This window comes from Sporosarcina sp. Y352, from assembly GCF_056786535.1.
This window is the reverse complement of record NZ_JBXCJE010000001.1, coordinates 204,816-230,112: the sequence shown is the minus strand read 5'-3', so window position 1 is coordinate 230,112 and position 25,297 is coordinate 204,816. Positions and strand designations below refer to the sequence as shown.

The following is a 25,297-nucleotide window of genomic DNA, read 5'->3' as shown; positions in this document are numbered from 1 at the left end:
ATTGGATTACTCATATTGATAATTTCAAATTAGAGCTATGGTTATTCAGCCTTTATTTTAGGTATTGTCCACAATATAAAAAGAGTTGCCCATAGAACAATTGGACAATTCTACTTTCATTATTTCGCAGATTCAGGTGTACGGATAACAAGAACGTCACATTTTGCGGAACGTACTATATTTTCTGATACACTGCCGATTAGGAATCGTTCTACAGCATTTAAACCGGTGGCACCACAAATGATTAAATCAGCCTCTAATTTTTTAGATAGATCTTTAGAAATCATTGTTTTTGGTGAGCCATATTCTACTATGACATTAACACGTTGCAATCCAGCTTTTTCTGCTTCTACTTTGTAATCGCCTAAAAGATCTTCAGCAAATTTTTGGGCACGTTCAGCAATTGAACGATCATAAGCTTCGATTGCAGCATAAGAACGTGTATCGATAATGTTTATTAGGTTTAGTGTTGCTTCGTTTCTATCAGCAATTGCCACAGCTTTTCTGAAAGCCCATTCAGATTCTTTGGAACCGTCTACAGCAACTAAAATTTGTTTGTATACTAAAGTCATTATTCCTCACTCCATCCTAATAATAGTATACTACCTTATTTCGACTTTTATAGTTGAAAAACCTTTTAATCATAGAGGGAAATGATAATCATTTAGTGATTTGACGAAATTGTGACAGTTGGGAGAAGTGGCTTAATGAAAATCTATCGTACAATTACAGAGTGGTTGTTTATTTAATATTCCGCAAATAGACAAAATAGAGCATAATAACTTACTTTCTGATAATATTGAATTGGATTGGTTCAGATGAATGCATGTATGTCAGGTGACCAACTAACTAAACATCATCTCGAGGAGGAATAGTAATGATTATTGGTGTCCCAAAAGAAGTGAAAAACAACGAAAATCGTGTCGCTATGACACCTGCAGGCGTATTCAACTTAAAGTCTGCAGGACATGAAGTTATTATTGAAAAAGGTGCTGGCTTAGGTTCAAGCTTTATGGACGAAGATTATAGTGAGGCTGGTGCTAAAATCGTAGCAACTGCTGAAGAAGCATGGAATGTAGATATGGTTATGAAAGTTAAAGAACCTGTTGCTTCCGAATACGGATATTTCAGTGAAGGGCTAATCTTATTCACATACTTGCATCTTGCACCTGAAGTAGAGTTGACTCAAGCACTTCTTGACAAAAAAGTTGTTGGGATAGCCTACGAAACAGTACAACTTCCAAATAACTCGTTGCCACTTCTTGCTCCAATGAGTGAAGTCGCAGGCCGTATGGCTACACAAATCGGTGCACAATATTTACAACAAACAAACGGCGGTAAAGGTATTTTACTGAGCGGCGTACCAGGTGTTTCACGCGGTAACGTAACAGTTATCGGTGGCGGACAAGCTGGAACGAATGCTGCTCGTATCGCAGTAGGAATGGGTGCGAAAGTAACAGTTCTTGACTTGTCAGTTGACCGTCTACGTCAATTAGATGAAATCTTCGGAAATGATATTCAAACACTGGTTTCAAATCCATTCAACATTGCTGAATCTGTGAAAGATGCAGATCTAGTTGTCGGAGCTGTTTTGATTCCAGGAGCGAAAGCACCGAAACTAGTTTCAGAAGATATGGTTAAATCGATGAAACAAGGTTCTGTTCTTGTAGACATCGCAATCGACCAAGGTGGTATTTTTGCAACTTCGGATCGCGTTACGACTCACGACGAACCTACTTATGTAAAACATGGTGTCGTTCATTATGCAGTAGCGAATATGCCAGGTGCAGTACCACAAACTTCAACAACAGCTTTAACGAACGTAACAGTTCCATATGCACTTCAAATTGCAAACAAAGGTTATAAGAAAGCATGTCTCGATAACGTTCCTCTTCAAAAAGGTATTAACACGATGGAAGGGCATGTAACATATAAAGCGGTTGCAGATGCTCAAGGCGTGGAATATGTACCTGCTGAGACACTATTAAACCAATAATGATATAGAAGAAGTTGTCCACACTTGTTAGTGTGTGGACAACTTCTTTTTGTTTTAACGAAAAACTGTGCAATCGTTAAGCATTAATAATTTTCAATTCTTTGGGGAACTTTGTCAATACTTCAACGCCGTCAGCTGTTACAACAACATCATCTTCAATCCTGACCCCCGTAATTGCAGGATTATAAATACCGGGTTCAATTGTGAAGACCATGCCTTCTTTTAGAGTAAGTTCGTTGGTACCTGTGATCGATGGAAACTCATGAACTGAAATACCAAGCCCATGTCCAATTCGGTGTGTGAAATATTCTCCGTATCCAGCCTGATCAATTACATCACGAGCAGCTTTATCGATATCCATCGCCTTGACGCCTGGACGGACTAAATCTACAGCAGCTTGCTCCGCTTTTCTAACTGTTTCATAAATTTCACGCATTTCAACCGTCGGCTCGCCGAATGCCACTGTACGTGTAATATCGGAACAATAGCCCTTATAGACTACGCCTAGGTCGAATAGGATGAAATCACCTTGCTGAATTTTACGATCACCAGGCGTACCGTGTGGAGAGGCAGTTTTAGGACCGGATAAGACCATTGTATCGAATGACATCTTCTCGGCACCTTTTTTCTTCATTTCAAACTCGATTGCCATTAGAATTTCAAGTTCAGTTTTTCCTTCTGCAATCTCCCTGCAACCCACTTCGATAGCGTAATCGGCAAGTTCAGCAGCAATGCGTAAGTTGTTTAGTTCCTCTTCACTTTTAATATTACGCATGCTATTTAACTGTTCGTCCAAGCGCACGAAATTAGCATTAGTAAACAGCTCGCTCATGCGTTCAAGACGCTCGACTGTCAAATGAGACTTCTCTACTGCTATTGAAACTGGAAGGTTACCACGTTTACGGACAGCCTCCATGACAATATCCCATGCATCATCGGTGTCTTCGTGGCCAACTGCATCGAAAGGCCAACCAGCTGCCTTTACATCAGGTATTTCCATTAAAGGACAAATTACAAATGGATTCTCATCTTTAAACACCATGACACCGAGAAGTCGCTCATGGGGATCGCTTCGGAATCCTGACAAGTAAAATACATTGTCTGGTGTAGTGATAAATGCTGCATCCAAATTTTCTTTTTGAAGAAATTGTTGTATTTCTTTTACTTTACTCATTACAATGACCTCCCAATACGAATATGCCTATTATAACAAAAAAGAGGGTTTTCAGGTTGTACGACGAAATTTGTCTAATGACAAGAAATATAGGAGGAGATTTTACGATGAAGATTTCATACCATGGTCATTCGATTGTTAAAATAAAAACTGGCGATTTTACGATTCTGATTGATCCATTTATTACAGGAAATAAGCTTACAGATCTAATAGTAGAAAATGAAAAACCAAATGTAATTCTGCTGACACATGGTCATAATGACCATGTTGGCGATACCGTTGCCATAGCGAAAGCTAGTAATGCACTTGTTGTAGCTCCGAATGAGCTTGCAATCTATCTGTCTTGGCAGGGCATAAGAACGCACGGCATGAACATAGGTGGATCATGCAAGTTTGATTTTGGAACAGTGAAATATACACAGGCGTTTCATAGTTCTTCTTACACGACTGAAGCGAATGAAATCATTTATACGGGAATGCCAGCTGGTATTTTGTTTATGGTGGAAGGGAAAACAATCTATCATGCGGGAGATACTTCGATTTTTGGCGACATGGAGATGATCGGAAAACGTCATCCAATTGATGTAGCTTTTGTTCCAATTGGTGATAACTTCACAATGGGCCCTCAAGATGCGGCCAGCGCTGTCGAATTACTAAATCCGAAGCTTGCTGTACCTATCCATTTCAATACATTTCCACCGATTGAGCAAGATCCGGAAACGTTCAAAGCTCTAGTAAATGGGCATATAGTGAAAATAATGGATGTAGGTGAAACATTAGAATTATAAATGTCTAGACTTTTTCATCAGTCCTCTGTTTAGTCGTCACTGTTCATGCAGTAAGCGCTTTTCTTAAACGTTTTGTGGTAGAATAGCCTTAAGGTCATGATAGAGAAAAGGTGAAGACATGGCGACAAAACATGAACTAATACTTCGTTATATCGAAGGACTTTCCGTTGGTGAAAAAATTTCAGTACGTCAAGTTGCGAAAGCACTTTCTGTAAGTGAAGGAACAGCTTATAGGGCGATTAAAGAAGCAGAAAACCAAAAACTCGTTAATACGATCGAACGTGTCGGTACAATCCGGATTGAGAGGAAAAAGAAGGAGAATATCGAACGACTGACATTTGCAGAAGTGGTTAATATTGTTGATGGTCTAGTGCTCGGAGGACGCAGTGGTTTACATAAGACGTTGACCAAGTTCGTTATTGGGGCAATGCAACTTGATGATATGCTGCGTTACATTAATGCAGGTAGTCTCTTGATTGTGGGGAATAGATTGAAGGCACATGAAACAGCGCTTCTAGCTGGTGCCGCGGTGCTTGTTACAGGTGGATTTGATGCTTCCGATGAAGTGAAACAACTGGCGGATGAATTGGACCTACCCGTTATTTCAACAAGTTACGACACATTCACAGTAGCAACGATGTTAAACAGGGCAATTTATGATCAGTTAATCGAAAAAGAAATCTTGCTGGTAGAAGATATTTTGACGCCTCTAGCAGAAACAATTACGATTTCAGCAAAAGATCAGGTCACACGCTTTCATGAAGTGAATGATAAATCGGCCCATACTGGTTATCCCGTTGTGGAGAAAAGTGGGAAGCTTGTCGGGGTAATAACATCACGTGATGCGATTGGTAAAATGAATGATGAATTAGTTGAAAAAGTAATGACCCGTCATCCAATTACTGTTACCGGTAAGACATCTGTCGCCTCCGCAGGACACAGTATGATCTGGGAAGGCATTGATCTTCTACCAGTAGTAACAGACGCAGGAATCCTCACGGGTATCATTAGTCGACAGGATGTTTTAAAAGCGATGCAGATGACGCAACGTCAACCGCAGCAGGGAGAAACAATTGACGACATTATAAAGAATCAGATGAAAACGATACCTGAGCAACCCCATACTATTGAGTTTACAGTAATTCCACAAATGACAAATCAGTTTGGTTCCCTGTCTTATGGAGCATTGACGACCCTTTTGACCGAGTCGGGTAATAGAGCCATTAAGATGCGGAAACGGGGGGAAAGTGTACCTGAAAACATGTCGCTGTATTTTATAAAACACGTTCAACTCGGCAGTGTAGTCGTTGTCATACCAAGGATTTTGCATATGAGTAGACGTTTTGTAAAAGTCGATTTTGATATTTTAACTGAAGGTGACTTAGTTGCCAAAGCGATGATTATGTATCAATTATTTGAACGATGAAGAAGTGGAAAATAAAAACTGATGCACATAAGCGCATCAGTTTTCATTCAACTCTGTTTCTTCTTTGACAAAACTTTTATAATGTTTGTAGGCTCGATAATTGAAAATGCCTACATAAGCTCCAAGGCCGATGAACAAGGCTGCAATGATATAAGTTGTGATGCCATTAAAAAGCATCAGCTGATTAATTCCAAAAAAGAGTAACAAGCTACCTAGAAAACCACCCGCCATACTCGCATACATTTTTTTGCGAATTGGAAATAACTGTTTGGTACGAAATTGCCTGGTCTTGAAATAGAAATAAAAGACCGCAGATGCGATTATGAAAAATACTAAAAAGAAATTTATAGTTAACATGAAAGCCCTCCATTACATACAAACTTATTACATTGTAGCGGCTTTTCGAATAGATTGCGACCGGAATATATCGAAGCTTGGAGGAATCGTTTATGAAAAGACAAATCATCGACACAATTGAAAAATACGATAAAATCATTATTCATCGTCATATAAGACCTGATCCGGATGCGTATGGCTCACAGTCAGGGTTAAAAGAATTGTTAAAAGCTAATTATCCTGAAAAACAAGTTTTTGCAACAGGCCAACATGATGAGACACTTACATATTTGACTTTGCAGGATCATGTCGAACAATCGTTTTATGAAGGGGCTCTAGTGATTATCACCGATACAGGAAATATAGAGCGAATTGACGGCGAGTTCTATACTGAAGGTGCTTTACTCATGAAGATTGATCATCATCCTGATGCGGATCCTTATGGTGATGTAAAATGGGTTAATACTGATTCAAGTTCAACATCGGAAATGATTTACTCCTTATACGAAGTAGGAAAAGAACATTATGGTTGGAAAATGACCACTGATGCCGCCCGACTTTTATTTGCAGGAATTGTAGGAGATACAGGACGTTTCCTATTCCCCAGCACGACTGTAAATACATTTGAAGTAGTAAGTGATTTGATCAAATTTGATTTTGATAGAACTGAACTGTTTGCAGGAATGTATGAGATGAAGCGGGAATTACTACATCTTAAAGGATATATTTATCAAAACTTCACAATTGACGAAAATGGTGCAGCTTTTGTGAAACTGGATAAGGCACTACTCGAAAGATTTGGGGTATCAGTTTCGGATACTTCCCAATTGGTAGGTGCACTAGGGGATGTACAGGGAATTAAAGCCTGGATTATCTTTATTGAGGAAGCCGATCAGATTCGGGTTAGGTTTCGTTCAAAAGGACCGGTTATTAATTCGTTGGCTGCACAATATGGAGGCGGTGGTCATCCACTCGCAGCTGGCGCGTCTGTCTATTCTTGGGAAAAAACAGATGAAGTCATTGGAAAGTTAAAAGAACTTTGCATGTAGGAAAACGAGCGGAGGAATTACATTGACACTTGTCTATCCGCAAGTAGTGACGGGTGCAGATCTTCTGCGCGGAATCATAAAAATCGAGGATTTAGCCCCACTTCTGAAAAGGAGAGGGGCTACATCTGTTGCGATTGTCAATTCTAAATTATATGGCATCCGTCCTTTTTATAAAATGATGATTAAATTTGGAATCCGCCCAGTGATTGGTTTGTCTGTGTACTTGGAAACTGGAGAAAAGGAAGCCGTCCTTCTTTACGTTTATGCAAAAGATGATGAAGGATATCGAAACCTTCTGAAGATGAGCAGTGCGGTTTCTGTGAGAGAGTCTGAAACACTACCCATTCAATGGCTGAAGGCTTATAGCTCGGGATGTATAATCTTTTGTCCGATGACAGATGATTCATGGAACACTTCTCGTACCGAAGATGATTTTACTCGCATGATAAAGGGGTGTGACACATCTTCGGTTATTATAGGCATCGATAGATCAGGAGGCATAAAACATCCTGATGAAGCTGCAATTGAAATGATTGCAGCTTCAACAAACATACCTATTGCCGCTGTCTATGAAAGTAGGTATATCCATAAAGAAGATGCTTTTGCGTATGAAGTCGCCGAAGCAATCCGTACGGGTTATAAACTTAATGACCCAGCAAGGCCTCATAATCTTACAAAGACAGCATATCTCCCTGAAGAAAGCGAACTTGTTGATTGGTTTTCAGACAGACTTCAATGGCTTTCAAATATGTCAGATATCCTTTTATCGTGCGACGCAACATTACCGCCAACTCAATCGCTGATGCCGGTATTTCCAGTTCCGCTGGAGGAGACTTCAACATCCCTCTTAGCTAAAAACAGTGCTGCAGGTTTAAAACGGCGGCTCGGTGAGGTGGAAGAAGTGTATGATTTGCGCCTACGGTATGAAATAGGAATTATTAGTGAAATGGGATTCGCAGACTACTTCCTAATTGTCGAGGACTTTATGCGTTATGCCAAAGAACAAGGAATACTTACGGGTCCCGGACGGGGCTCTTCGGCAGGGTCGCTTGTTGCTTATGCCCTTGATATAACTGATGTAGATCCTATAAAATATGGACTAATTTTTGAACGGTTTCTTAATCCGGGTCGAGTGACGATGCCGGATATCGATATCGATTTTGCAGACAACCGTCGTTCTGAAGTGATTGACTATGTTGCAAAGAAATATGGGAAAATGCATGTCGCACAAATTATTACATTTGGTACGCTTTCCACTAGATCAGTTGTCCGTAATGTAGCTCGAGTTTTCGATTTTTCAAATGAAGAGATGGCTTATTTATCAAAAGAAATTCCTAATAGACACAGAATTACAATCGAACAGGCAGTTGCAGAATCAAAGGCGCTTCGTGATTGGATTGCAATTGATCCAGTACGAAATGACTGGTTAGAAGCTGCAATTAAGCTAGAGGGGCTACCGCGCAATGCATCAACACATGCAGCGGGACTTATTTTATCACCAGTCCCGCTAGTTGATGTAGTACCACTTCAAAGCGGTTCGGATGACATCTACTTGACCCAGTGGCCAATGGGAGACGTCGAAGAACAGGGATTATTGAAAATGGATTTTCTAGGGTTGCGTAATTTAACTCTACTGGACCGCATTAGGTCAATGATCTCTTACGATAAAGGAATCAGAATCGATTTTGAAGATATTCCACTTAATGATGAAAAAACATTTGAGCTTTTTAGAACTGGGGATATGACGGGGATATTTCAATTTGAATCAGATGGAATGAGAGATGCACTCCGATTAATCCGTCCAAATAAGTTTGAAGATATTTTTGCTATCACTGCTTTGTATCGACCGGGACCGATGGAGAATATCCCTCTTTATAGCCGACGCAAAAATGATAACGAACAAATTACCTATATTCACCCACAGCTCGAAGCGGTGTTAAAAGAAACATACGGTGTTATCGTTTATCAAGAACAAATCATGGAGATTGCAGTTCGCTTTGCTGGATTCACTATGGGAGAAGCCGACCTGTTAAGGCGTGCGGTCAGCAAGAAGAATCGGGAGAACTTAGAGAAAGAACGAATTCATTTCACACAAAAAGCCGTCAGTAACGGTTATCCTGAAAATTCAGCTGTTGCAATCTATGACCTCATTGTGAAGTTTGCGGATTACGGCTTTCCAAAAAGCCATGCAGTCGCATATTCACTTATTTCTTATAGACTAGCTTATTTAAAAGCGAATGAACCCGCTTATTTTTACGCAGCCCTTCTTTCCTCAACCACTGGAAACAATGAGAAGGCAATTGAACTGATGCGTGAATCTGAAGCGAGGGATGTTAAAGTTCTTCCTCCTTCTATTAACCGCAGTAAGTATATGTACACTGTTGAAAACGGTTCAATAAGAATTGGTCTTGGAGCTATCAAAGGCGTAACACCCACTTTTTATAATGCAGTTAAGCAAGCTAGGAAGTCTGGCGGTAATTGGAAAACGCTGTTTGAAATGGCAGCATCTCTCGGGGGTGAGGTATTCACTGAGAAATCGATTAAACCGCTTGTTAAGGCTGGGGCACTGGATGTATTTGGTGAAACGCGTGCAGTCCTGTTAACGTCGATTGATGCAGCAATATCCCACGCATTATTCATCCGTCCTGATGATGGCGACGATTTTCTCAGCGAAGTGATGCGATCAGTCGCAAGTCCGAAATACTCTCCTGGTGGCACAATGCCAAGGATGATGTTGCTAGAATACGAAAGAGAAGTCCTTGGTTTTTATCTATCAGAACATCCTGCAGCTGAGGTTAAGAAAGCAGCTGGGGGTAATTATAATACCATCATCTCAATCGATTCTTTAGCGGATAGAACATATGTGAAAATTGCTGGCCTTATAACTGAAATCAAACGAATACGAACGAAAAAAGGGGAATCGATGGCATTTGTCACGATTCAAGATGAAACGGGCTCAATTTCTTGTACGCTTTTTCCACAAAAATACGCGCTCTCGAATCCGCTTCTTATCGAGATGGCAATCATTCATATTGAGGGGACTGTCGAACGTCGAAATGGGAAACCGCAGATAATTATTCAACAAACAAAGGATTTATGAAAATGCTGTAGGTTTTTCCTTAATTGGGTTTCACTTTACGTTCAGCAGCGTTTTCTGTATGCTATAGACAGAAGTGGTCTGACCACTTTTCATCATATATATTTCCGAAGGGGTCCGTGAATGCATAATACAAAACCGACTTCAAAAATGTTTCTTGATATTGTAGAAGAACTTAAATCGATAATTCGAGAAGAAGGTATTGAAACGGGTGAAAAGCTACCCTCAGAACGTGAGCTTGCGGAGCGCTTGCAAGCGGGCAGGTCTACGATTCGTGAAGCGCTGCGAAGTCTAGAGCTACTAGGGATAATTGAAACCAGGCGCGGTGAAGGGACCTTTCTTGTGGATTACAAAAAGCATAAGCTCGTTGAGGTTCTTGCTGCATTCGTCATGCAACAGACCGACTCAGTGAATGATGTTCAGGAAACAAGAAGAATCCATGAAAAAGCAGCGATTATGGCTGTGTGTAATGATGCTACGTTAAGGATTTTGCCAGTATGGGGTAGTTTATTGAAGAAAGTTGATAAAGACGGGGAAATCTTACGGGAAGATCTTATCCGGGAGATGATTGTCGCAACCGGTAACAGATTATCTTTGAAAATTTGGTTTCTACTAAAACAATACAGCAAAGTACCATTCGAGAGCATGACCGAAACGATTGAAAACGATATTATAAAAAAATTGCTTCACAATTTGTGTGAAGGAAATACTACTATAACACTGGAAGCTTATTCGGAATGGATTGAATTAGTTGAAAGTGAAAGAGGGGAAAGCCTGTAATGATTCGAGATCTATTTAGTAAGAATAGAAATAAACATAAAAATACAACTACAATTCCTTCCGTCGACGCTAAAAACGACGTTCCTGAAGGAATAATGACTAAATGTCCGGAATGTAAACATATTGTTTTAACAAAAGATTTAATTAAGACATTGAAAGTCTGTCCAAAATGCGATCATCACTTTAAAATGACTGCAACTGAACGAGTTGCTTGTCTTTTCGATGACGAGACGTTTGAATCGATTGATAATCACTTAAAAACGGAAAACCCCCTTAGTTTCCCCGCTTATACTGAAAAAGTTGAGTCGGATTCTAAGAAAACAGGGTTAAACGAAGCCGTACTCACTGGAACAGGAAAGATTGATGGACTAGAAGTAGCTGTTGCAATAATGGATTCCCATTTCCGAATGGGCTCAATGGGATCAGTTGTCGGGGAAAAGATTACTCGCGCAATTGAAAAAGCAACTGCACTTGGCATACCGGTAATCATATTTTCAGCTAGTGGTGGTGCACGCATGCAAGAAGGAGTGTTATCACTCATGCAAATGGCTAAAACGAGTGTCGCGCTTAATCGGCATGCGAGCGAAGGATTACTTTATGTATCTGTGATGACATACCCAACGACGGGTGGTGTGTCGGCAAGTTTTGCCTCGGTAGGTGATATTAATATAGCGGAACCAAAAGCACTAATCGGATTCGCGGGTAGACGTGTCATTGAACAAACTGTCAGAGAAAAATTACCGGAGGATTTTCAGACTGCAGAATTTTTGCTAGATCATGGCCAATTGGATGCTGTCGTACACCGCGCTGAAATGAAAGAAACACTATCTAAAATTTTGCGACTTCATGTAAGGGGGATGAACTGAAATGGGTAAAACGTTGAAATTTGAAGAACCAATCGTCAAGCTACGTGAAAAAATCATCGAGCTTGAAGAGTATACAACGACCAACTCAGTTGATCTTTCTGATGAAATCGATACGTTAAAAATGCGATTGAAAAAGTTGGAAAGAGAAATTTATGAAAATATGGAACCTTGGGATCGGGTTCAAGTGGCAAGACATCCCGAACGTCCGACAACAATGGATTATATAAATATGCTCTTTAAAGATTTCATGCAATTGCACGGTGATAGAGCTTACGGTGACGATGCTGCTATTGTAGGTGGAATTGCTTCATTCGAATCGAGACCAATTACAGTAATTGGCCATCAACGCGGAAAAGATACAAAAGAGAACGTCAAGCGAAATTTTGGAATGCCGCATCCTGAAGGGTACCGAAAAGCTCTGCGCCTAATGAAACAGGCGGAGAAATTCGGAAGACCAATTGTGTGTTTCATCGATACAAAGGGGGCTTTCCCTGGTAAGGCGGCTGAAGAGCGGGGGCAAAGTGAGGCAATTGCCCGTAATCTTGTTGAAATGGCTGGCTTGACTGTTCCGGTTATCTCCATAGTTATCGGAGAAGGCGGAAGCGGAGGTGCACTAGCACTTGGCGTTGCAAACCATATCCACATGCTTGAAAACTCCACATACTCTGTCATTTCGCCCGAAGGGGCAGCGACTATACTTTGGAAAGACTCTAGTCTAGCCAAACAAGCGGCGGAGGCAATGAAAATCACTGCTCCACATTTAAAAGAAATGGGAATTATCGAGGAAATTATTCCGGAAGTGCGCGGTGGTGCACATCGTGACCTAGAAGCGCAAGCTATTCATTTAGGAGATGCAATCCGCAAATCATTAGAAAAACTAAACACATTGAATGGTCATGAACTCGTTAATCATCGATATGATAAGTTTCGTCAGATTGGTGTATTTTCTGAATAAATATAGGATGCGGGTAACCGCATCTATTCGTGTTTAGAAAATAATATTTAATCCTGAATTGGAGTGATTTCTACGAAAAAGATAGCTGTTTTGACAAGTGGCGGAGACGCACCAGGCATGAATGCTGCAGTTCGTGCTGTTGTTCGGAAAGCGATTTATGAAGGTCTTGAAGTGGCTGGTGTTTTTAATGGATATCAAGGACTGATTGAAGGGAAAATTGAACTTCTGCAACTTGGTTCCGTAGGAGATATTATTCAGCGAGGAGGCACGATGTTGCGCTCTGCCCGAAGCGCTGAATTTCGAACTCTTGAAGGGCGAGAAAAGGCACTTCAACAATTGAAGAAACACAATATCGATGGACTTGTTGTAATAGGTGGAGACGGTTCATTCAAAGGCGCATTTGAATTAACGGCTCTTGGATTGCCATGTGTTTGTGTTCCGGCCACGATCGACAATGATATAAACGGAACAGAATTAACAATAGGTTTCGATACAGCATTGAATACAGTCATTGATGCAATTGATAAGATACGTGATACTGCAACGTCTCACGAGCGGACATTCATCGTCGAAGTGATGGGGAGAGATGCCGGTGATCTTGCTTTATGGGCTGGACTAGCGGGTGGAGCGGAAACGATACTTATCCCCGAAGAGAAGTACGAAGTGCCTGATATTATCGAACGACTAAAAAGTGGTACGGGTCGCGGTAAGAAGCACAGTATTATCATTGTTGCAGAAGGGGTGATGTCTGCAGCAGAACTCGCTGAAATATTGAAGCGGGAAGCCGGTATTGAAACACGGATTTCTGTTCTGGGTCATGTCCAGCGTGGTGGATCCCCTTCTGCAAGAGATCGTGTTATTGCGAGTCAGTATGGAGCAAAAGCAGTTGAAGTTTTAAAAGAGGGCCGCGGAGGCATTGCTATTGGCATGCAAAATCATGTGGTGGTAGACTATGACTTAACGGACGTTTTCGAACAATCAGCTGGTTTTGATAAGAAAATGTACAAGATGTCCCAGGAATTGTCCATATAATTGGTTGTTCAAAAAACTTAAAAGAGGCGATAGTTGATGAGAAAAACGAAAATAGTATGTACAATTGGTCCCGCAAGTGAGTCCCCAGAATTATTGGAACAACTTATAGATGCGGGCATGAACGTAGCCAGGTTGAATTTTTCCCATGGTAATCATCAAGAGCATAAAGCACGTATAGACACTATAAAAAAAGTTGCACGTGAAAAGGGGAAAGTTGTCGGAATCTTGCTCGATACGAAAGGTCCTGAAATTCGGACACATTCGATGGAGAATGGAAAAGTGGAACTCGTAGCAGCGGAAAAAATAGATATTTCCATGACACAAGTTGTAGGAAATAATAATGTATTTTCAGTCAGTTACGAAAAATTGATTGAGGATGTAAGTGAAGGATCTGTCATATTATTAGACGATGGACTAATTCAGTTAGAAGTTACAGGCACGGATGAAAGTCAGGGATTAATTCATACACTGGTCGTTAATTCAGGTTCATTGAGTAATAACAAAGGTGTTAACGTACCTGGTGTTTCAGTCCAGCTTCCAGGAATGACAGAGAAAGACGCGGAGGATATCTTGTTCGGCATTAAAGAGGGCGTTGACTTCATAGCGGCATCGTTCGTTAGGCGTGCTTCGGACGTGATGGAAATACGATCACTTCTTGAGAAAAATGGCGGCTCTAACTTACAGATTATCCCTAAAATCGAGAATCAGGAAGGCGTCGACAACATCGATGAAATTTTGGCTGTCTCGGATGGCCTAATGGTTGCGCGTGGAGATCTAGGCGTTGAAATTCCTCCTGAAGCAGTTCCGCTCGTTCAGAAGAATTTGATTGAAAAATGTAATCAGGCTGGAAAAGCGGTAATCACTGCAACGCAAATGCTTGATTCGATGCAAAGAAATCCCCGTCCAACCCGTGCAGAAGCAAGTGATGTCGCAAACGCGATTTTTGACGGTTCTGATGCAATCATGCTCTCGGGAGAAACGGCTGCTGGAATTTATCCAGTTGAATCTGTACGTACAATGGATCGCATTGCATGTGCCACAGAAGAGGCTATCGATTACCGTTCAGTCGTTTCAACAAGAAGACGTGAAAAACATGGTAATATGACAGAAGCCATTGGACAAGCGGCTGCATACACAGCCATTAACTTGAAAGTGAAGGCCATTCTTGCACCGACAGAGAGCGGACATACGGCTAAAATGATAGCCAAATACCGACCGGGTTGTCCTGTTATCGCGGTTACATCATCAGAAGCTGTGTCGAGAAAGCTGTCACTTGTTTGGGGCGTCTATCCAATTGTTGGTAAAAAAGTGAGTTCAATTGATGAAATCCTCCAGGAATCTGTGGAAGAAAGTGTTAAACATCAATATGTCGGACATGGTGATGTAGTAATCATTACTGCTGGAGTTCCAGTCGGAAAGGCTGGCACTACGAATTTGATGAAAATCCATGTCATCGGTGATTTACTTGCGCGTGGACAAGGAATCGGGAAAGATGTCGCTTTCGGCCGTACCATAGTTGCTAAAAATGCTGATGAGGCACTGTCATATGATACAACAGGAGCGATTCTTGTTACGAACGGTTCCGATCGCGATATGATGCCTGCAATTGAAAAATGCGCAGGGCTAATAACAGAAGAAGGCGGGCTAACAAGCCATGGTGCTATTGTGGGTCTTAGTCTTGGTATACCTGTAATTGTCGGAGTCAAAGATGCTACAAAACTGATTCGCCATGGCAATGAGGTTACAATGGATGCTGAATCAGGTGTTATCTATAATGGACGCGCCAGCGTACTCTAAATAAATCGAGGCTGCTTCCGAAATAATCGGTGAGCAGCCTTTTTAGGAGATGAAATTAATTGTGAAATGGCTAGTACTCCTTTTCATTGCTGTCCCGACAGCTGAACTCGCGTTGTTAATCTATTCGGGGAAAACACTTGGTCTGTTACCAACAATTTCAATTATTTTAATAACGGCAATAGGTGGAGCCTACCTCGCCAAACGCCAAGGGATGAAAGCTTGGACTGAACTTAGGACACGTATGACAGTTATGGAGACTCCCGGCGATGCAATGATTGATGCAGTCTGTATTCTTTTTGGAGGAATCTTGTTAATCATGCCTGGATTTCTAACGGATCTAACAGGATTATTATTACTATTTAAGGGACCAAGGAATCTAATCAGACCATTTATCCAAAAATGGATTTATAATAAGATGAAAAATGGACAATTCGTCATCCGCTAAACAAGGGGTGCCGTCTGACTCTTAGTGCTGCAAATAGGAGGAATGGGGTCAATAACATACCGGGTAACCCGAATAGATAAAAGGAAGTCGCCGTAATGAAAAAAGCATGGATAGGCTTCAAATGGAAGGTAGATGCCCACATATACGATTCAGCCATTTGTCGTGTCGTCATTGCGAATAAATAGAGTAATATGAGCGAAATTCCAATGAATAGGTTATTCGTATATATGAAGAAAGCGGCCATCGGTAAGAGAAAAAGACCGATTCCGATAAACGGCAGGCTATCTGCAAGGGAGATTAGAAAAGCATTACCAATTGGTGACTCGAATTGAAGAAATATGAATCCTATTGTTAAGATTAAGAAGGTAAGGAAAAATAATCGGGCTTCCACTGAAACAAAAGTTCCAATTAATTTACCGGACTCCGTAAATATTCTTTTTGCAGGCTTACGTATTTGGATAGGGAAATAGACTAAAAACCAGTAACGATTTTTTCCGGATTCCCGCAAAGCGAAAAAATATGCAACTAGGAAAATGAACAGACTAAAAAGTCGTTGAAATACAGTGGAAATAATTGTTACCGTGTATTCCAATAATGCATGTCCATACTCCACAACTTTATCTTCAAGGAATGATAATAATTTACTGGCAAGATCCGTATTCTGTGTAAAAGGTGCAATATGCTTTTCGACGGCGGGCACCGTATCAATAAGACCATGAAGTGCAATGTATGTGAAAGCACTTATTAAAAAAAGCATAAGTGTCATTACAAAAAGGGTTGCAATCGTAAGAGGCAACTTTGTAATTGTGCGGATGGCGTGCAAAGTAGGTGCTGTAAAATAAGCGAAAATGACAGCGATTGCTGCTGGCGGGACTGTAAACAGAATAATTCCCGTCAAAATAACAGGCAACCACTTTATTAGGATTAAGCGAAAAGCTTGTTGTTTGCTGCGATTGTCGGACATTCTACAACTCCTTCATTACAAGTTAAAAAAACAAAAGCAAGCGTATCCATTCACAAAGATGACAAAATTGATTATAATAGTTGTTGTAAGCGTTTTTAAGTAGATTAATTACAATTATTAGCAGATCAGTTGGCATTCTGCTTTTTTTTGCGGAGTGGATGGCTGAACTGAAAGAGGGAGCGTTTTATATGACATCAACCAAAGGGTTGGAAGGAGTCGTAGCGACACAGTCAGCAATTAGTTCGATCATTGATGACACACTTACATACGTCGGCTATGATATTGACGATCTTGCAGACAACGCCAGCTTTGAAGAAGTAATTCATCTTCTTTGGCATCAGCGTTTGCCAAAAGAGGACGAGCTTGCAGAGCTGAAAAAGCAACTTGCGGCTAACATGTCTCTTCCTGATGAAGTACTTAATCATTTCAAAATGTATCCAATCGGGGAAGTACACCCCATGGCGGCACTGCGAACTGCAGTATCCCTTTTAGGATTATACGACGACAAAGCGGAAGATATGTCTGAAGAGGCTAATTACGAAAAAGCAATTAAACTACAAGCAAAAATAGCGACAATCGTTACTACATTTTCTCGTATCCGCAAAGGTCTTGAGCCGGTTGCTCCGAAGGAAGAATTGGGCTATGCAGAAAACTTCTTATACATGTTGACTGGTGAAATGCCTGCTGAAATTGCGATTGAAGCATTCGACAAAGCTCTAGTACTTCATGCGGACCATGAGCTAAATGCATCGACATTCACTGCACGCGTATGTGTTGCGACACTTTCTGATATTTATTCAGGTGTTACGGCTGCTATTGGTGCACTCAAAGGACCGCTTCACGGCGGTGCAAACGAGCAAGTAATGAAAATGCTGATGGAGATTGGTTCAGAAGAGAAGGTTGAATCATATATCAGAGAAAAACTGGATAACAAAGAAAAAATCATGGGCTTCGGACATCGAGTTTATCGTAAAGGTGATCCGCGTGCGAAACACCTTCGTGAAATGTCTAAACGTTTGACTGAACTTCGCGGAGAAGAAAAGTACTACAATATGTCCAGTAAAATAGAAGAAATCGTTACAGGCGAAAAGAACTTACCGCCAAACGTCGATTTCTATTCTGCTTCTGTTTACCATTCGCTGGAAATAGATCACGATCTATTTACGCCGATTTTTGCAGTGTCTCGTATTTCGGGATGGATTGCACATATTCGTGAACAATATGCGAATAATAGGCTGATTCGCCCTCGTGCTGATTACACAGGACCGGGCTTGCAGAAATACGTACCGATTAAAGAACGATAAGCACTATAAATAAAAAAAAACTAGGGGCGGAATTTACAATAGCCAGCCCTCTGATTTGAAATTGGGAGGAAATTAATTATGACTAACGGTGGAAAAATTACAGTAACAGACGGTGTTTTAAATGTACCTGATCACGCAACAATTCCATTTATTATCGGTGACGGTACTGGTCCGGATATTTGGTATGCAGCATCACGCGTTCTAGAGTCAGCTGTCGATAAAGCTTACGGCGGCAAGAAAAAACTTATCTGGAAAGAAGTTCTTGCTGGGGAGAAAGCATTCAATGAAACTGGCGAATGGCTACCACAAGCAACACTTGATACAATTGATGAGTATTTAATTGCTATTAAAGGTCCACTTACTACACCAATCGGCGGCGGTTTCCGTTCATTGAACGTTGCACTTCGCCAAGAATTGGATCTTTACACTTGCCTACGTCCAGTACGTTACTTTGAAGGTGTTCCTTCACCTGTTAAACGTCCTGAAGATTGCGATATGGTTATTTTCCGCGAAAACACGGAAGATATCTATGCAGGTATTGAATACAAAGAAGGTACACCTGAAGCGAAAAAAGTAATCGAATTCCTACAAAACGAAATGGGAGTTAAAAATATCCGCTTCCCAGAAACTTCTGGAATCGGTATTAAACCTATTTCTGAAGAAGGTACAAAACGTCTAGTACGTGCTGCTCTTACTTATATTATTAAAGAAGGCCGCAAGTCATTGACGCTTGTCCATAAAGGAAATATCATGAAGTTTACAGAAGGCGCATTCAAAAACTGGGGCTATGAAGTTGCTGAACAAGAGTTCGGCGATAAAGTCTTCACATGGAACCAATATGATGCAATCAAAGATGCTGATGGAACTGATGCTGCAAACAAAGCACAAGCTGAAGCTGAAGCAGCAGGCAAAATCATCGTTAAAGATGCAATTGCTGATATCTTCTTGCAACAAATCTTGACACGTCCAAAAGAGTTTGATGTTGTAGCGACAATGAACTTGAATGGCGACTATATTTCTGATGCTCTTGCTGCACAAGTTGGCGGAATCGGAATCGCTCCTGGAGCAAACATTAACTACATTTCAGGTCATGCAATTTTTGAAGCAACTCATGGTACTGCACCGAAATATGCAGGACTTGATAAAGTTAACCCTTCTTCACTTCTACTTTCAGGCGTCTTGATGCTTGAGCACCTTGGATGGAATGAAGCGGCAGCTATGATCACTGCTTCAATTGAAGAAACAATTGTTTCTAAAGTTGTAACTTATGACTTTGCTCGTCTTATGGACGGTGCAACAGAAGTTAAAACTTCTGAATTCGCAGATGAATTGATCAAAAACCTTAAATAATAAATCTATTAGCGGTGGAAGAGCCCAACTTTCTGTTCGTTGAAAATTTAAATCATTTATATGAGGGGTCTGTCCCCTCATATAAACGATTAAAAGGAGAGGCAACTCATGACAATGAAACGTAAAAAAGTCTCGGTTATCGGTTCTGGTTTCACAGGCGCAACGACAGCATTTCTTCTGGCTCAAAAAGAGCTTTGTGATGTAGTTATCGTAGATATTCCGCAAATGGAAAACCCAACAAAAGGGAAAGCGCTTGATATGATGGAAGCCGGACCTGTACAAGGTTTTGATGCGAATATTATAGGAACTTCAGATTACACGGATACAAAAGACTCTGACATTGTCATAATCACAGCTGGTATTGCGCGCAAGCCCGGTATGAGTCGTGATGATCTTGTTCAGACGAATCAAAAAGTCATGAAAATCGTTACTGCTGAAATAGTAAAACATTCTCCAGATACAACAATTATCGTATTAACTAACCCGGTAGATGCAATGACATACACAGTCTATAAAGAATCCGGATTACCGAAAGAACGTGTTATCGGGCAATCAGGAGTCCTTGACACTGCGCGCTTCCGGACGTTTGTAGCACAAGAATTGAACTTGTCTGTAAAAGACGTAACCGGATTTGTACTTGGTGGACACGGCGACGACATGGTTCCGCTTATCCGTTACTCATACGCGGGTGGTATTCCACTCGAAACGTTGATTTCGGCTGAACGACTAGAAGTAATTGTAGACCGTACACGTAAGGGTGGAGCTGAAATCGTAAACCTACTAGGTAATGGTTCAGCTTACTACGCTCCTGCGGCATCACTCGTTGAAATGGCTGAAGCAATCCTGAAAGATCAGAAACGTGTACTTCCTTCGATTGCTTACTTAGAAGGCGAATATGGTCTAGATGGAATTTACATCGGCGTTCCGACAGTACTCGGTGCTGGCGGTATTGAGAAGATTATTGAGCTTGATTTGACTGAAGCTGAAAAAGAGGCATTGTCAAATTCTGCTGAATCGGTTAAAGCAGTTATGAAAGTTCTTGTATAATATTCTAATTAGTCAATCGAGTAGCCTATGCTACTCGATTTTTTTTCTGATTATTGGTAAACTTACTGTATTACATATTGAGGGGGATATAAGTTGATATTAGGGAAGAAAAGGCGTCTCGGAAGAAAAATCGAAGAGATTACTGTCGGTGAAAAGTTGAAGTTAACCGAGAAAATCGAGGATAAAGATTTGCTACTTTATCTAGGGTTAACAAACGATAGTAACCCACTATATATTCAACATGATTACGCTTCGCAGACAGCCTATGAAAAGCCTATTGTACCGACTATTATGCTAACAGGAATTGTTACATCTGCCGTCTCAAAGTATTTGCCAGGACCGGGTTCACATATTGTACAACAACAGTTATCATTTCCAAAAGCGGTCTATCACTATTCAATAATTAACATCTTACTAGAAGTCATTCATGTTGATAGAGAAATGAATGCGATAGAAATTTCAATCGAAGCACATGATGATGAGGAAGAAATTGTTATTTCAGGGACAGTGACAGTTATTCCGCCGAAAGTGGAAGAGCGTCTAACATCGCAAGCGATGGAAAACTTTTGACGGGAGATTGATGGAAGATGAGTTCAAGTGGAAAGAAAATATTGATTGTTGATGACGAACAGCCGATTCGGACGCTTCTAGAGTATAATTTGAAGCAAGCGCAATATGAAATAATCACCGCAGTGGATGGAGAAGAAGCTATACTGAAATCAGAAACAGAAAAGCCTGATTTAATATTGCTGGACTTAATGCTTCCGAAAATGGATGGAATAGATGTCTGTAAAATCTTAAGGCAGAAGGGACTCGATATTCCAATAATTATGCTAACGGCAAAAGGAGACGAGTTTGACAAAGTGCTTGGTCTTGAAATGGGTGCCGATGATTATATGACAAAACCATTCAGTCCCAGGGAAGTTGTTGCGCGCGTAAAAGCCGTACTGAGACGTACCGGTGAGAGGTCAGACCGTAACGATGAAAATGGCACATTGAGTTCTGGAAAGTTAATTGTTCATGCTGAGCAATATGAAGCTTTTCTAGATAAAGTAGAGTTGGAGTTTACCCCGAAGGAATTTGAACTACTTGTTCACTTTATGCAGAATAAAAATAGAGTCCTTTCTAGAGATCAGCTTTTAAGCGCGGTATGGAATTATGACTTTGCCGGTGATACCCGAATCGTTGACGTTCATGTAAGTCATTTACGGGAAAAAATCGAAGAAAATACAAAGAAACCTCTCTTCATCAAGACGGTAAGAGGAATTGGCTATAAATTTGAGGAGCCTAAACTTTGATGAAAGGTTTGTATTCCCGCTTAGTCATTGCTTGTGCAGTCCTTCTATCAGTACTACTAACTGGCCTCGGAATTGTTCTCGGTCAGTTTTTTCCTTTATTCGCGAATGACATTGCTGCCGAAGTACAGCAGAAATACTGGGGTTTTCTATTAGTGACTTTACTCATTGCATTTATAATATCTCTTTTAATCGCAAAGCGAATGATGTTGCAATATGCCCGTCCAGTAGATGATGTAACAAGAGTAGCAATTCAAATTGCTAAGGGAGATCATCTCGCGAGAACACAGACGGACGAATCCGAATATGCCAATGAACTTGCAATTGCCATTAACAATATAGCAAGTAATATGCAGGAAATATCGACACTACGAATGATGGAAAAAGAGCGTTTAAAAACACTTATAGAGAGTATGGGCAGTGGACTTCTAATGTTTGGTCGTGAAGGTTCAGTCAATCTTGTAAATGGTGTCTTTGAGAAGGCCTTTGGTTTTTCGAAGGAGGAACTGATCGGAAAGACATTAAAAACAATTGGATTGCCAGTGGATATTGAGAGTCTGATTGAAGATGTCTTTATGACTGAACAAGTTCGTGAAAAACAAGTCAGACTTGAGGGGAACGGAGATTTCTCCCATATGAGCGTTTATGGTGCACCGGTAATCGGGCGTCACGGTAATTGGCTAGGTATTGTCGTTGTCATGCATGATATTACGAAACTTGTAAAGCTTGAAGAGGTTCGAAAAGATTTTGTTGCAAATGTCTCCCATGAACTCCGTACACCGATTACATCCATAAAAGGATTTACGGAAACGTTATTGGATGGCGCAATGAATGAACCTGTAATTATGAAAGAGTTTCTGGAAATCATTCAGAAAGAAAGCGATAGATTACATCTATTGATTGATGACCTGCTTGAATTGTCGGCAATGGAACGGGAAAACTTCACTCTTCAGTTTGCCCGTGTCAGTCTGAATGACGTTATCAATGATGCCTTGACAATTGTTTCATTAAGTTTGGAGCGCAAAAAGATGGATATTGACCTAGACATAACGGAGCAGATTGTCATTGATGGAGATGCAGGTCGATTAATACAAGTCATGGTTAATCTGCTATCGAACGCAATTAACTACTCCAAAGAACAAAAGAAAATTATTATTTCCATTAAACAAGTATCAGGAAATGCAATCATAGAAGTGCAAGATGAAGGAATCGGCATTAAACAAACAGAACTTGTTAGGCTGTTTGAACGTTTCTACCGTGTTGACCGAGCTAGAAGCCGAGAATCCGGGGGCACAGGACTTGGATTAGCTATCGTCAAACACCTTGTGGAAGCCCATGGAGGAACAGTTGAAGTGGAAAGCACAATTAACGTGGGTACGTTAATTCGTATTCAAATGCCTTTGCGCCAGGAAGAGTGAACGATCCATTTACTTTGGATCGTTTTTTATATTTATTGAGGCAATGTTTGTAAAGAACAAATTGGAGAAAATATGAAACTTTCAACTATATAGAACGTATAACAGGTTATACATAAGAGAAGGGGGGCTTACAAATGAGTACACGACGTATTTTAATGACAGTCGGAATGGTTTTCGCTGGACTACTACTGTTAATCGTTGCTTTCACAACATGGTATACTGTCGACGAATCTGAACAGGCTGTCGTTATCACATTTGGTAAAGCGGATACAACAGTAACAGATTCGGGACTTCATTTCAAATTACCATGGCCAATTCAAAGGGTTGAAATACTATCGAAAGAGACATTTAGTCTGCAATTCGGATATAAGCAAGATGCCGGGGGGGAGCTTGTTTCGTTCGATAAAGAAACCAAGATGATCACGGGGGATGAATACATTGTGCTTACCGATCTGGTTGTTCAATGGAAAATCACTGAACCGCAGAAGTATTTATTCAATGCGCAAGATCCGAAGGCAATTCTCCATGACGCAACTTCAGCATCTATCCGTTCCATCATAGGTAATTCGACGATAGATGCCGCACTGACGGATGGGAAAGCGGAAATTGAAGCACAGACACGTGAACTGCTTGCGACACTCATCGATAAGTATGATATCGGCATTGCCATACAAGGCGTCAAGCTGCAAGATGTCGAACTTCCGAATGCCGAAGTCCGTGCCGCCTTCACAGCGGTGACGGATGCACGCGAAACGAAAAACACGAAGACGAACGAGGCTGAAAAATATGAAAACCAAAAGAAAAATGAAGCAATCGGGGAAGTCGATGCCATCAAGTCGAATGCAATCGGGCAAAAGAAGGCGCGTACCGAGCTAGCCCTTGGTGATGTGGCTCTCTTCAATGATTTACTTGTAGAATACTCGAAGAATAAAGCAATCACGCGGCAGCGACTTGTCATTGAAACACTCGAACAAGTATTGCCGAAAGCGAAAATCTATATTATGAACGATTCAGGCGAAACGGTGAAATATCTTCCATTACAGCAAATGGAAAATACAACACCTCCACCAGCTGAACCGAAAACGGAAGGGGATGGAAACTGATGGCGAATGACGATAATCCATTTAAATCCATCGAGGAAAAATTCCTGGAAAGACAGCGTGCAAAACAGAAAGCACCTAAAGCATCTAAAGCAACCAAAGCAACAGGTACACCTGTTACACCTAAAGCACCGCTTGAAATAAAAAAATATGCGAAACTGACGCTTATCCTCACTGCACTATTTGCATTAATGGTCATAGTAATCGCCAATATATTCGTCGTTAAAGAAGATGAATACCGAGTCGTCCGCCAATTTGGGGAAATTAAGCGCATTGTTCATGAACCGGGGATGAACATGAAAATACCGTTCATACAAAGTGTCACAACTCTTCCTAAGAGTTTGATGAGTTATAGCGTATCCGAAGAGGAAATCAATACAAAGGATAAGAAACGTATTATCATTGACAACTATTCAGTTTGGAGAATCACAGATCCTGGAAAAATGATTTCAAACGCGAGGAATATTGTAAATGCCGAATCGCGGTTGGGGGAATTCATTTACTCTGTTGTTCGGACTGAACTTGGTCAGTTGAACTATGTAGATGTCGTAAATGATGAAAACTCTTCCCGAGGTAGTATGAATGATCGTGTGACGAAGCGGGTAAATGAGTTTTTGGCTGAAGGGAACTACGGTATCGAAGTTGTGGATGTCCGTATGAAGCGTATCGACTTACCTGAAGAAAATGAACAGTCGATTTATACACGGATGATTTCCGAACGTCAGTCGACTGCACAATCCTATTTATCACAAGGGGATGCAGATAAACGTCGGATTGAAGCGGAGACAGACCGTGAAGTTCAGGAAATGTTGGCAACTGCGAAAAAGGAAGCTGCAATCATTCATGCGGAAGGGGAATCCGAAGCGGCAAAAATTTATAATAATGCATTTTCAAAAGACCCAGAGTTTTATAATTTGTATCGCACACTTCAATCGTATACGAAAACAATTGGTGAGGACACAATGATCATCATCCCTGCTGATTCCCCATACGCCAAAGTATTGACAGGCTATCTAGATTAAGTAAGAACGAATAACCTGCAACAAGCTCCATATGACTTGTCATATGGAGAGAGAGC

The 25,297-nt window shown here is 40.9% G+C and carries 23 protein-coding genes; 19 read left to right on the top strand and 4 right to left on the bottom strand.

From position 1 onward, the window contains the following. Nucleotides 1-119 precede the first annotated feature (119 nt). Nucleotides 120-572, bottom strand: a complete 453-nt coding sequence (locus AC1TO6_RS01245) for a universal stress protein (protein ID WP_482099784.1) — start codon at nt 570-572, stop codon at nt 120-122. Nucleotides 573-877: 305 nt separating this feature from the next. Here AC1TO6_RS01245 and ald point away from each other — a divergent pair, with 305 nt between their 5' ends. Then, nucleotides 878-1,996 (top strand): alanine dehydrogenase, encoded by a 1,119-nt coding sequence (ald, locus tag AC1TO6_RS01240; RefSeq protein ID WP_482099783.1) that lies wholly within the window; start codon nt 878-880, stop codon nt 1,994-1,996. A gap of 76 nt (nt 1,997-2,072) precedes the next feature. Here ald and AC1TO6_RS01235 read toward each other — a convergent pair whose 3' ends face one another. Continuing rightward, nucleotides 2,073-3,170, bottom strand: coding sequence for a M24 family metallopeptidase (locus AC1TO6_RS01235; protein ID WP_482099782.1), 1,098 nt, complete (start codon nt 3,168-3,170; stop codon nt 2,073-2,075). Nucleotides 3,171-3,277: 107 nt separating this feature from the next. On the opposite strand from AC1TO6_RS01235, the gene AC1TO6_RS01230 reads away from it, so the two are divergent. Both AC1TO6_RS01230 and AC1TO6_RS01225 read left to right on the top strand, forming a co-directional pair. Then, nucleotides 3,278-3,958, top strand: coding sequence for a metal-dependent hydrolase (locus tag AC1TO6_RS01230; protein WP_482099781.1), 681 nt, complete (start codon nt 3,278-3,280; stop codon nt 3,956-3,958). A gap of 118 nt (nt 3,959-4,076) precedes the next feature. Next, nucleotides 4,077-5,384 carry a DRTGG domain-containing protein gene (locus tag AC1TO6_RS01225; RefSeq protein ID WP_482099780.1) on the top strand — a complete coding sequence of 436 codons (1,308 nt, stop codon included), beginning with the start codon at nt 4,077-4,079 and terminating at the stop codon, nt 5,382-5,384. Between the two features lie 36 nt (nt 5,385-5,420). Here AC1TO6_RS01225 and AC1TO6_RS01220 read toward each other — a convergent pair whose 3' ends face one another. Continuing rightward, nucleotides 5,421-5,741, bottom strand: coding sequence for a YtpI family protein (locus AC1TO6_RS01220; RefSeq protein ID WP_482099779.1), 321 nt, complete (start codon nt 5,739-5,741; stop codon nt 5,421-5,423). A 92-nt stretch (nt 5,742-5,833) separates the two neighbouring features. Here AC1TO6_RS01220 and AC1TO6_RS01215 point away from each other — a divergent pair, with 92 nt between their 5' ends. From AC1TO6_RS01215 to AC1TO6_RS01180, 8 genes are all read left to right on the top strand, one after another. Next, nucleotides 5,834-6,769 (top strand): DHH family phosphoesterase, encoded by a 936-nt coding sequence (locus AC1TO6_RS01215; protein WP_482099778.1) that lies wholly within the window; start codon nt 5,834-5,836, stop codon nt 6,767-6,769. Nucleotides 6,770-6,791: 22 nt separating this feature from the next. Continuing rightward, nucleotides 6,792-9,869 carry a DNA polymerase III subunit alpha gene (gene dnaE / locus AC1TO6_RS01210; protein WP_482099777.1) on the top strand — a complete coding sequence of 1,026 codons (3,078 nt, stop codon included), beginning with the start codon at nt 6,792-6,794 and terminating at the stop codon, nt 9,867-9,869. A 120-nt stretch (nt 9,870-9,989) separates the two neighbouring features. Further along, complete coding sequence (locus AC1TO6_RS01205; RefSeq protein WP_482099776.1) at nt 9,990-10,646, top strand: FadR/GntR family transcriptional regulator; 657 nt, start codon at nt 9,990-9,992, stop codon at nt 10,644-10,646. Next, entirely contained in the window at nt 10,646-11,512 is an 867-nt protein-coding gene (accD, locus tag AC1TO6_RS01200) for an acetyl-CoA carboxylase, carboxyltransferase subunit beta (protein WP_482099775.1), read from the top strand. Before AC1TO6_RS01205 ends, accD begins: the two co-directional genes overlap by 1 nt. Nucleotide 11,513: 1 nt before the next feature. After that, complete coding sequence (locus AC1TO6_RS01195; RefSeq protein WP_482099774.1) at nt 11,514-12,467, top strand: acetyl-CoA carboxylase carboxyltransferase subunit alpha; 954 nt, start codon at nt 11,514-11,516, stop codon at nt 12,465-12,467. A gap of 66 nt (nt 12,468-12,533) precedes the next feature. Next, a complete protein-coding gene (pfkA, locus tag AC1TO6_RS01190; protein WP_482100108.1) occupies nt 12,534-13,499 on the top strand; it encodes a 6-phosphofructokinase in 966 nt (321 codons plus the stop codon). A gap of 36 nt (nt 13,500-13,535) precedes the next feature. Continuing rightward, entirely contained in the window at nt 13,536-15,296 is a 1,761-nt protein-coding gene (gene pyk, locus AC1TO6_RS01185) for a pyruvate kinase (protein WP_482099773.1), read from the top strand. A 61-nt stretch (nt 15,297-15,357) separates the two neighbouring features. Next, entirely contained in the window at nt 15,358-15,741 is a 384-nt protein-coding gene (locus AC1TO6_RS01180; protein WP_482099772.1) for an FxsA family protein, read from the top strand. Here the strand turns inward: AC1TO6_RS01180 and AC1TO6_RS01175 are convergent. Next, a complete protein-coding gene (locus AC1TO6_RS01175) occupies nt 15,731-16,705 on the bottom strand; it encodes an AI-2E family transporter (RefSeq protein WP_482099771.1) in 975 nt (324 codons plus the stop codon). The two genes, AC1TO6_RS01180 and AC1TO6_RS01175, sit on opposite strands and share 11 nt — an antisense overlap. 188 nt (nt 16,706-16,893) lie before the next feature. On the opposite strand from AC1TO6_RS01175, the gene citZ reads away from it, so the two are divergent. The 8 genes from citZ to hflC all read left to right on the top strand — a co-directional run bounded on the left by citZ (nt 16,894) and on the right by hflC (nt 25,241). After that, entirely contained in the window at nt 16,894-18,009 is a 1,116-nt protein-coding gene (gene citZ / locus AC1TO6_RS01170; protein ID WP_482099770.1) for a citrate synthase, read from the top strand. 78 nt (nt 18,010-18,087) lie between these two features. Next, on the top strand, nt 18,088-19,359 hold the full coding sequence (gene icd / locus AC1TO6_RS01165) for an NADP-dependent isocitrate dehydrogenase (RefSeq protein WP_482099769.1): 1,272 nt from the start codon (nt 18,088-18,090) through the stop codon (nt 19,357-19,359). Nucleotides 19,360-19,467: 108 nt separating this feature from the next. Further along, nucleotides 19,468-20,406 (top strand): malate dehydrogenase, encoded by a 939-nt coding sequence (gene mdh, locus AC1TO6_RS01160; protein ID WP_482099768.1) that lies wholly within the window; start codon nt 19,468-19,470, stop codon nt 20,404-20,406. Nucleotides 20,407-20,499: 93 nt separating this feature from the next. Continuing rightward, nucleotides 20,500-20,976 carry a MaoC/PaaZ C-terminal domain-containing protein gene (locus AC1TO6_RS01155; protein ID WP_482099767.1) on the top strand — a complete coding sequence of 159 codons (477 nt, stop codon included), beginning with the start codon at nt 20,500-20,502 and terminating at the stop codon, nt 20,974-20,976. A 17-nt stretch (nt 20,977-20,993) separates the two neighbouring features. Beyond that, nucleotides 20,994-21,704, top strand: a complete 711-nt coding sequence (locus AC1TO6_RS01150) for a response regulator transcription factor (RefSeq protein ID WP_482099766.1) — start codon at nt 20,994-20,996, stop codon at nt 21,702-21,704. Continuing rightward, nucleotides 21,704-23,119 (top strand): two-component system histidine kinase PnpS, encoded by a 1,416-nt coding sequence (gene pnpS / locus AC1TO6_RS01145; protein ID WP_482100107.1) that lies wholly within the window; start codon nt 21,704-21,706, stop codon nt 23,117-23,119. The genes AC1TO6_RS01150 and pnpS overlap by 1 nt, the downstream gene beginning before the upstream one ends. Nucleotides 23,120-23,253: 134 nt before the next feature. Next, nucleotides 23,254-24,222 carry an FtsH protease activity modulator HflK gene (gene hflK / locus AC1TO6_RS01140; RefSeq protein WP_482099765.1) on the top strand — a complete coding sequence of 323 codons (969 nt, stop codon included), beginning with the start codon at nt 23,254-23,256 and terminating at the stop codon, nt 24,220-24,222. Continuing rightward, on the top strand, nt 24,222-25,241 hold the full coding sequence (hflC, locus tag AC1TO6_RS01135; protein ID WP_482099764.1) for a protease modulator HflC: 1,020 nt from the start codon (nt 24,222-24,224) through the stop codon (nt 25,239-25,241). Before hflK ends, hflC begins: the two co-directional genes overlap by 1 nt. Nucleotides 25,242-25,297 lie beyond the last annotated feature (56 nt).

Coding starts and splice junctions, on each gene's coding strand:
- AC1TO6_RS01245 (WP_482099784.1), bottom strand. CDS start 572: ATGACTTTAGTATACAAACAAATTTTAGTTGCTGTAGACGGTTCCAAA.
- ald (WP_482099783.1), top strand. CDS start 878: ATGATTATTGGTGTCCCAAAAGAAGTGAAAAACAACGAAAATCGTGTC.
- AC1TO6_RS01235 (WP_482099782.1), bottom strand. CDS start 3,170: ATGAGTAAAGTAAAAGAAATACAACAATTTCTTCAAAAAGAAAATTTG.
- AC1TO6_RS01230 (WP_482099781.1), top strand. CDS start 3,278: ATGAAGATTTCATACCATGGTCATTCGATTGTTAAAATAAAAACTGGC.
- AC1TO6_RS01225 (WP_482099780.1), top strand. CDS start 4,077: ATGGCGACAAAACATGAACTAATACTTCGTTATATCGAAGGACTTTCC.
- AC1TO6_RS01220 (WP_482099779.1), bottom strand. CDS start 5,741: ATGTTAACTATAAATTTCTTTTTAGTATTTTTCATAATCGCATCTGCG.
- AC1TO6_RS01215 (WP_482099778.1), top strand. CDS start 5,834: ATGAAAAGACAAATCATCGACACAATTGAAAAATACGATAAAATCATT.
- AC1TO6_RS01205 (WP_482099776.1), top strand. CDS start 9,990: ATGCATAATACAAAACCGACTTCAAAAATGTTTCTTGATATTGTAGAA.
- accD (WP_482099775.1), top strand. CDS start 10,646: ATGATTCGAGATCTATTTAGTAAGAATAGAAATAAACATAAAAATACA.
- AC1TO6_RS01195 (WP_482099774.1), top strand. CDS start 11,514: ATGGGTAAAACGTTGAAATTTGAAGAACCAATCGTCAAGCTACGTGAA.
- pyk (WP_482099773.1), top strand. CDS start 13,536: ATGAGAAAAACGAAAATAGTATGTACAATTGGTCCCGCAAGTGAGTCC.
- AC1TO6_RS01175 (WP_482099771.1), bottom strand. CDS start 16,705: ATGTCCGACAATCGCAGCAAACAACAAGCTTTTCGCTTAATCCTAATA.
- citZ (WP_482099770.1), top strand. CDS start 16,894: ATGACATCAACCAAAGGGTTGGAAGGAGTCGTAGCGACACAGTCAGCA.
- icd (WP_482099769.1), top strand. CDS start 18,088: ATGACTAACGGTGGAAAAATTACAGTAACAGACGGTGTTTTAAATGTA.
- mdh (WP_482099768.1), top strand. CDS start 19,468: ATGACAATGAAACGTAAAAAAGTCTCGGTTATCGGTTCTGGTTTCACA.
- AC1TO6_RS01150 (WP_482099766.1), top strand. CDS start 20,994: ATGAGTTCAAGTGGAAAGAAAATATTGATTGTTGATGACGAACAGCCG.
- pnpS (WP_482100107.1), top strand. CDS start 21,704: ATGAAAGGTTTGTATTCCCGCTTAGTCATTGCTTGTGCAGTCCTTCTA.
- hflK (WP_482099765.1), top strand. CDS start 23,254: ATGAGTACACGACGTATTTTAATGACAGTCGGAATGGTTTTCGCTGGA.
- hflC (WP_482099764.1), top strand. CDS start 24,222: ATGGCGAATGACGATAATCCATTTAAATCCATCGAGGAAAAATTCCTG.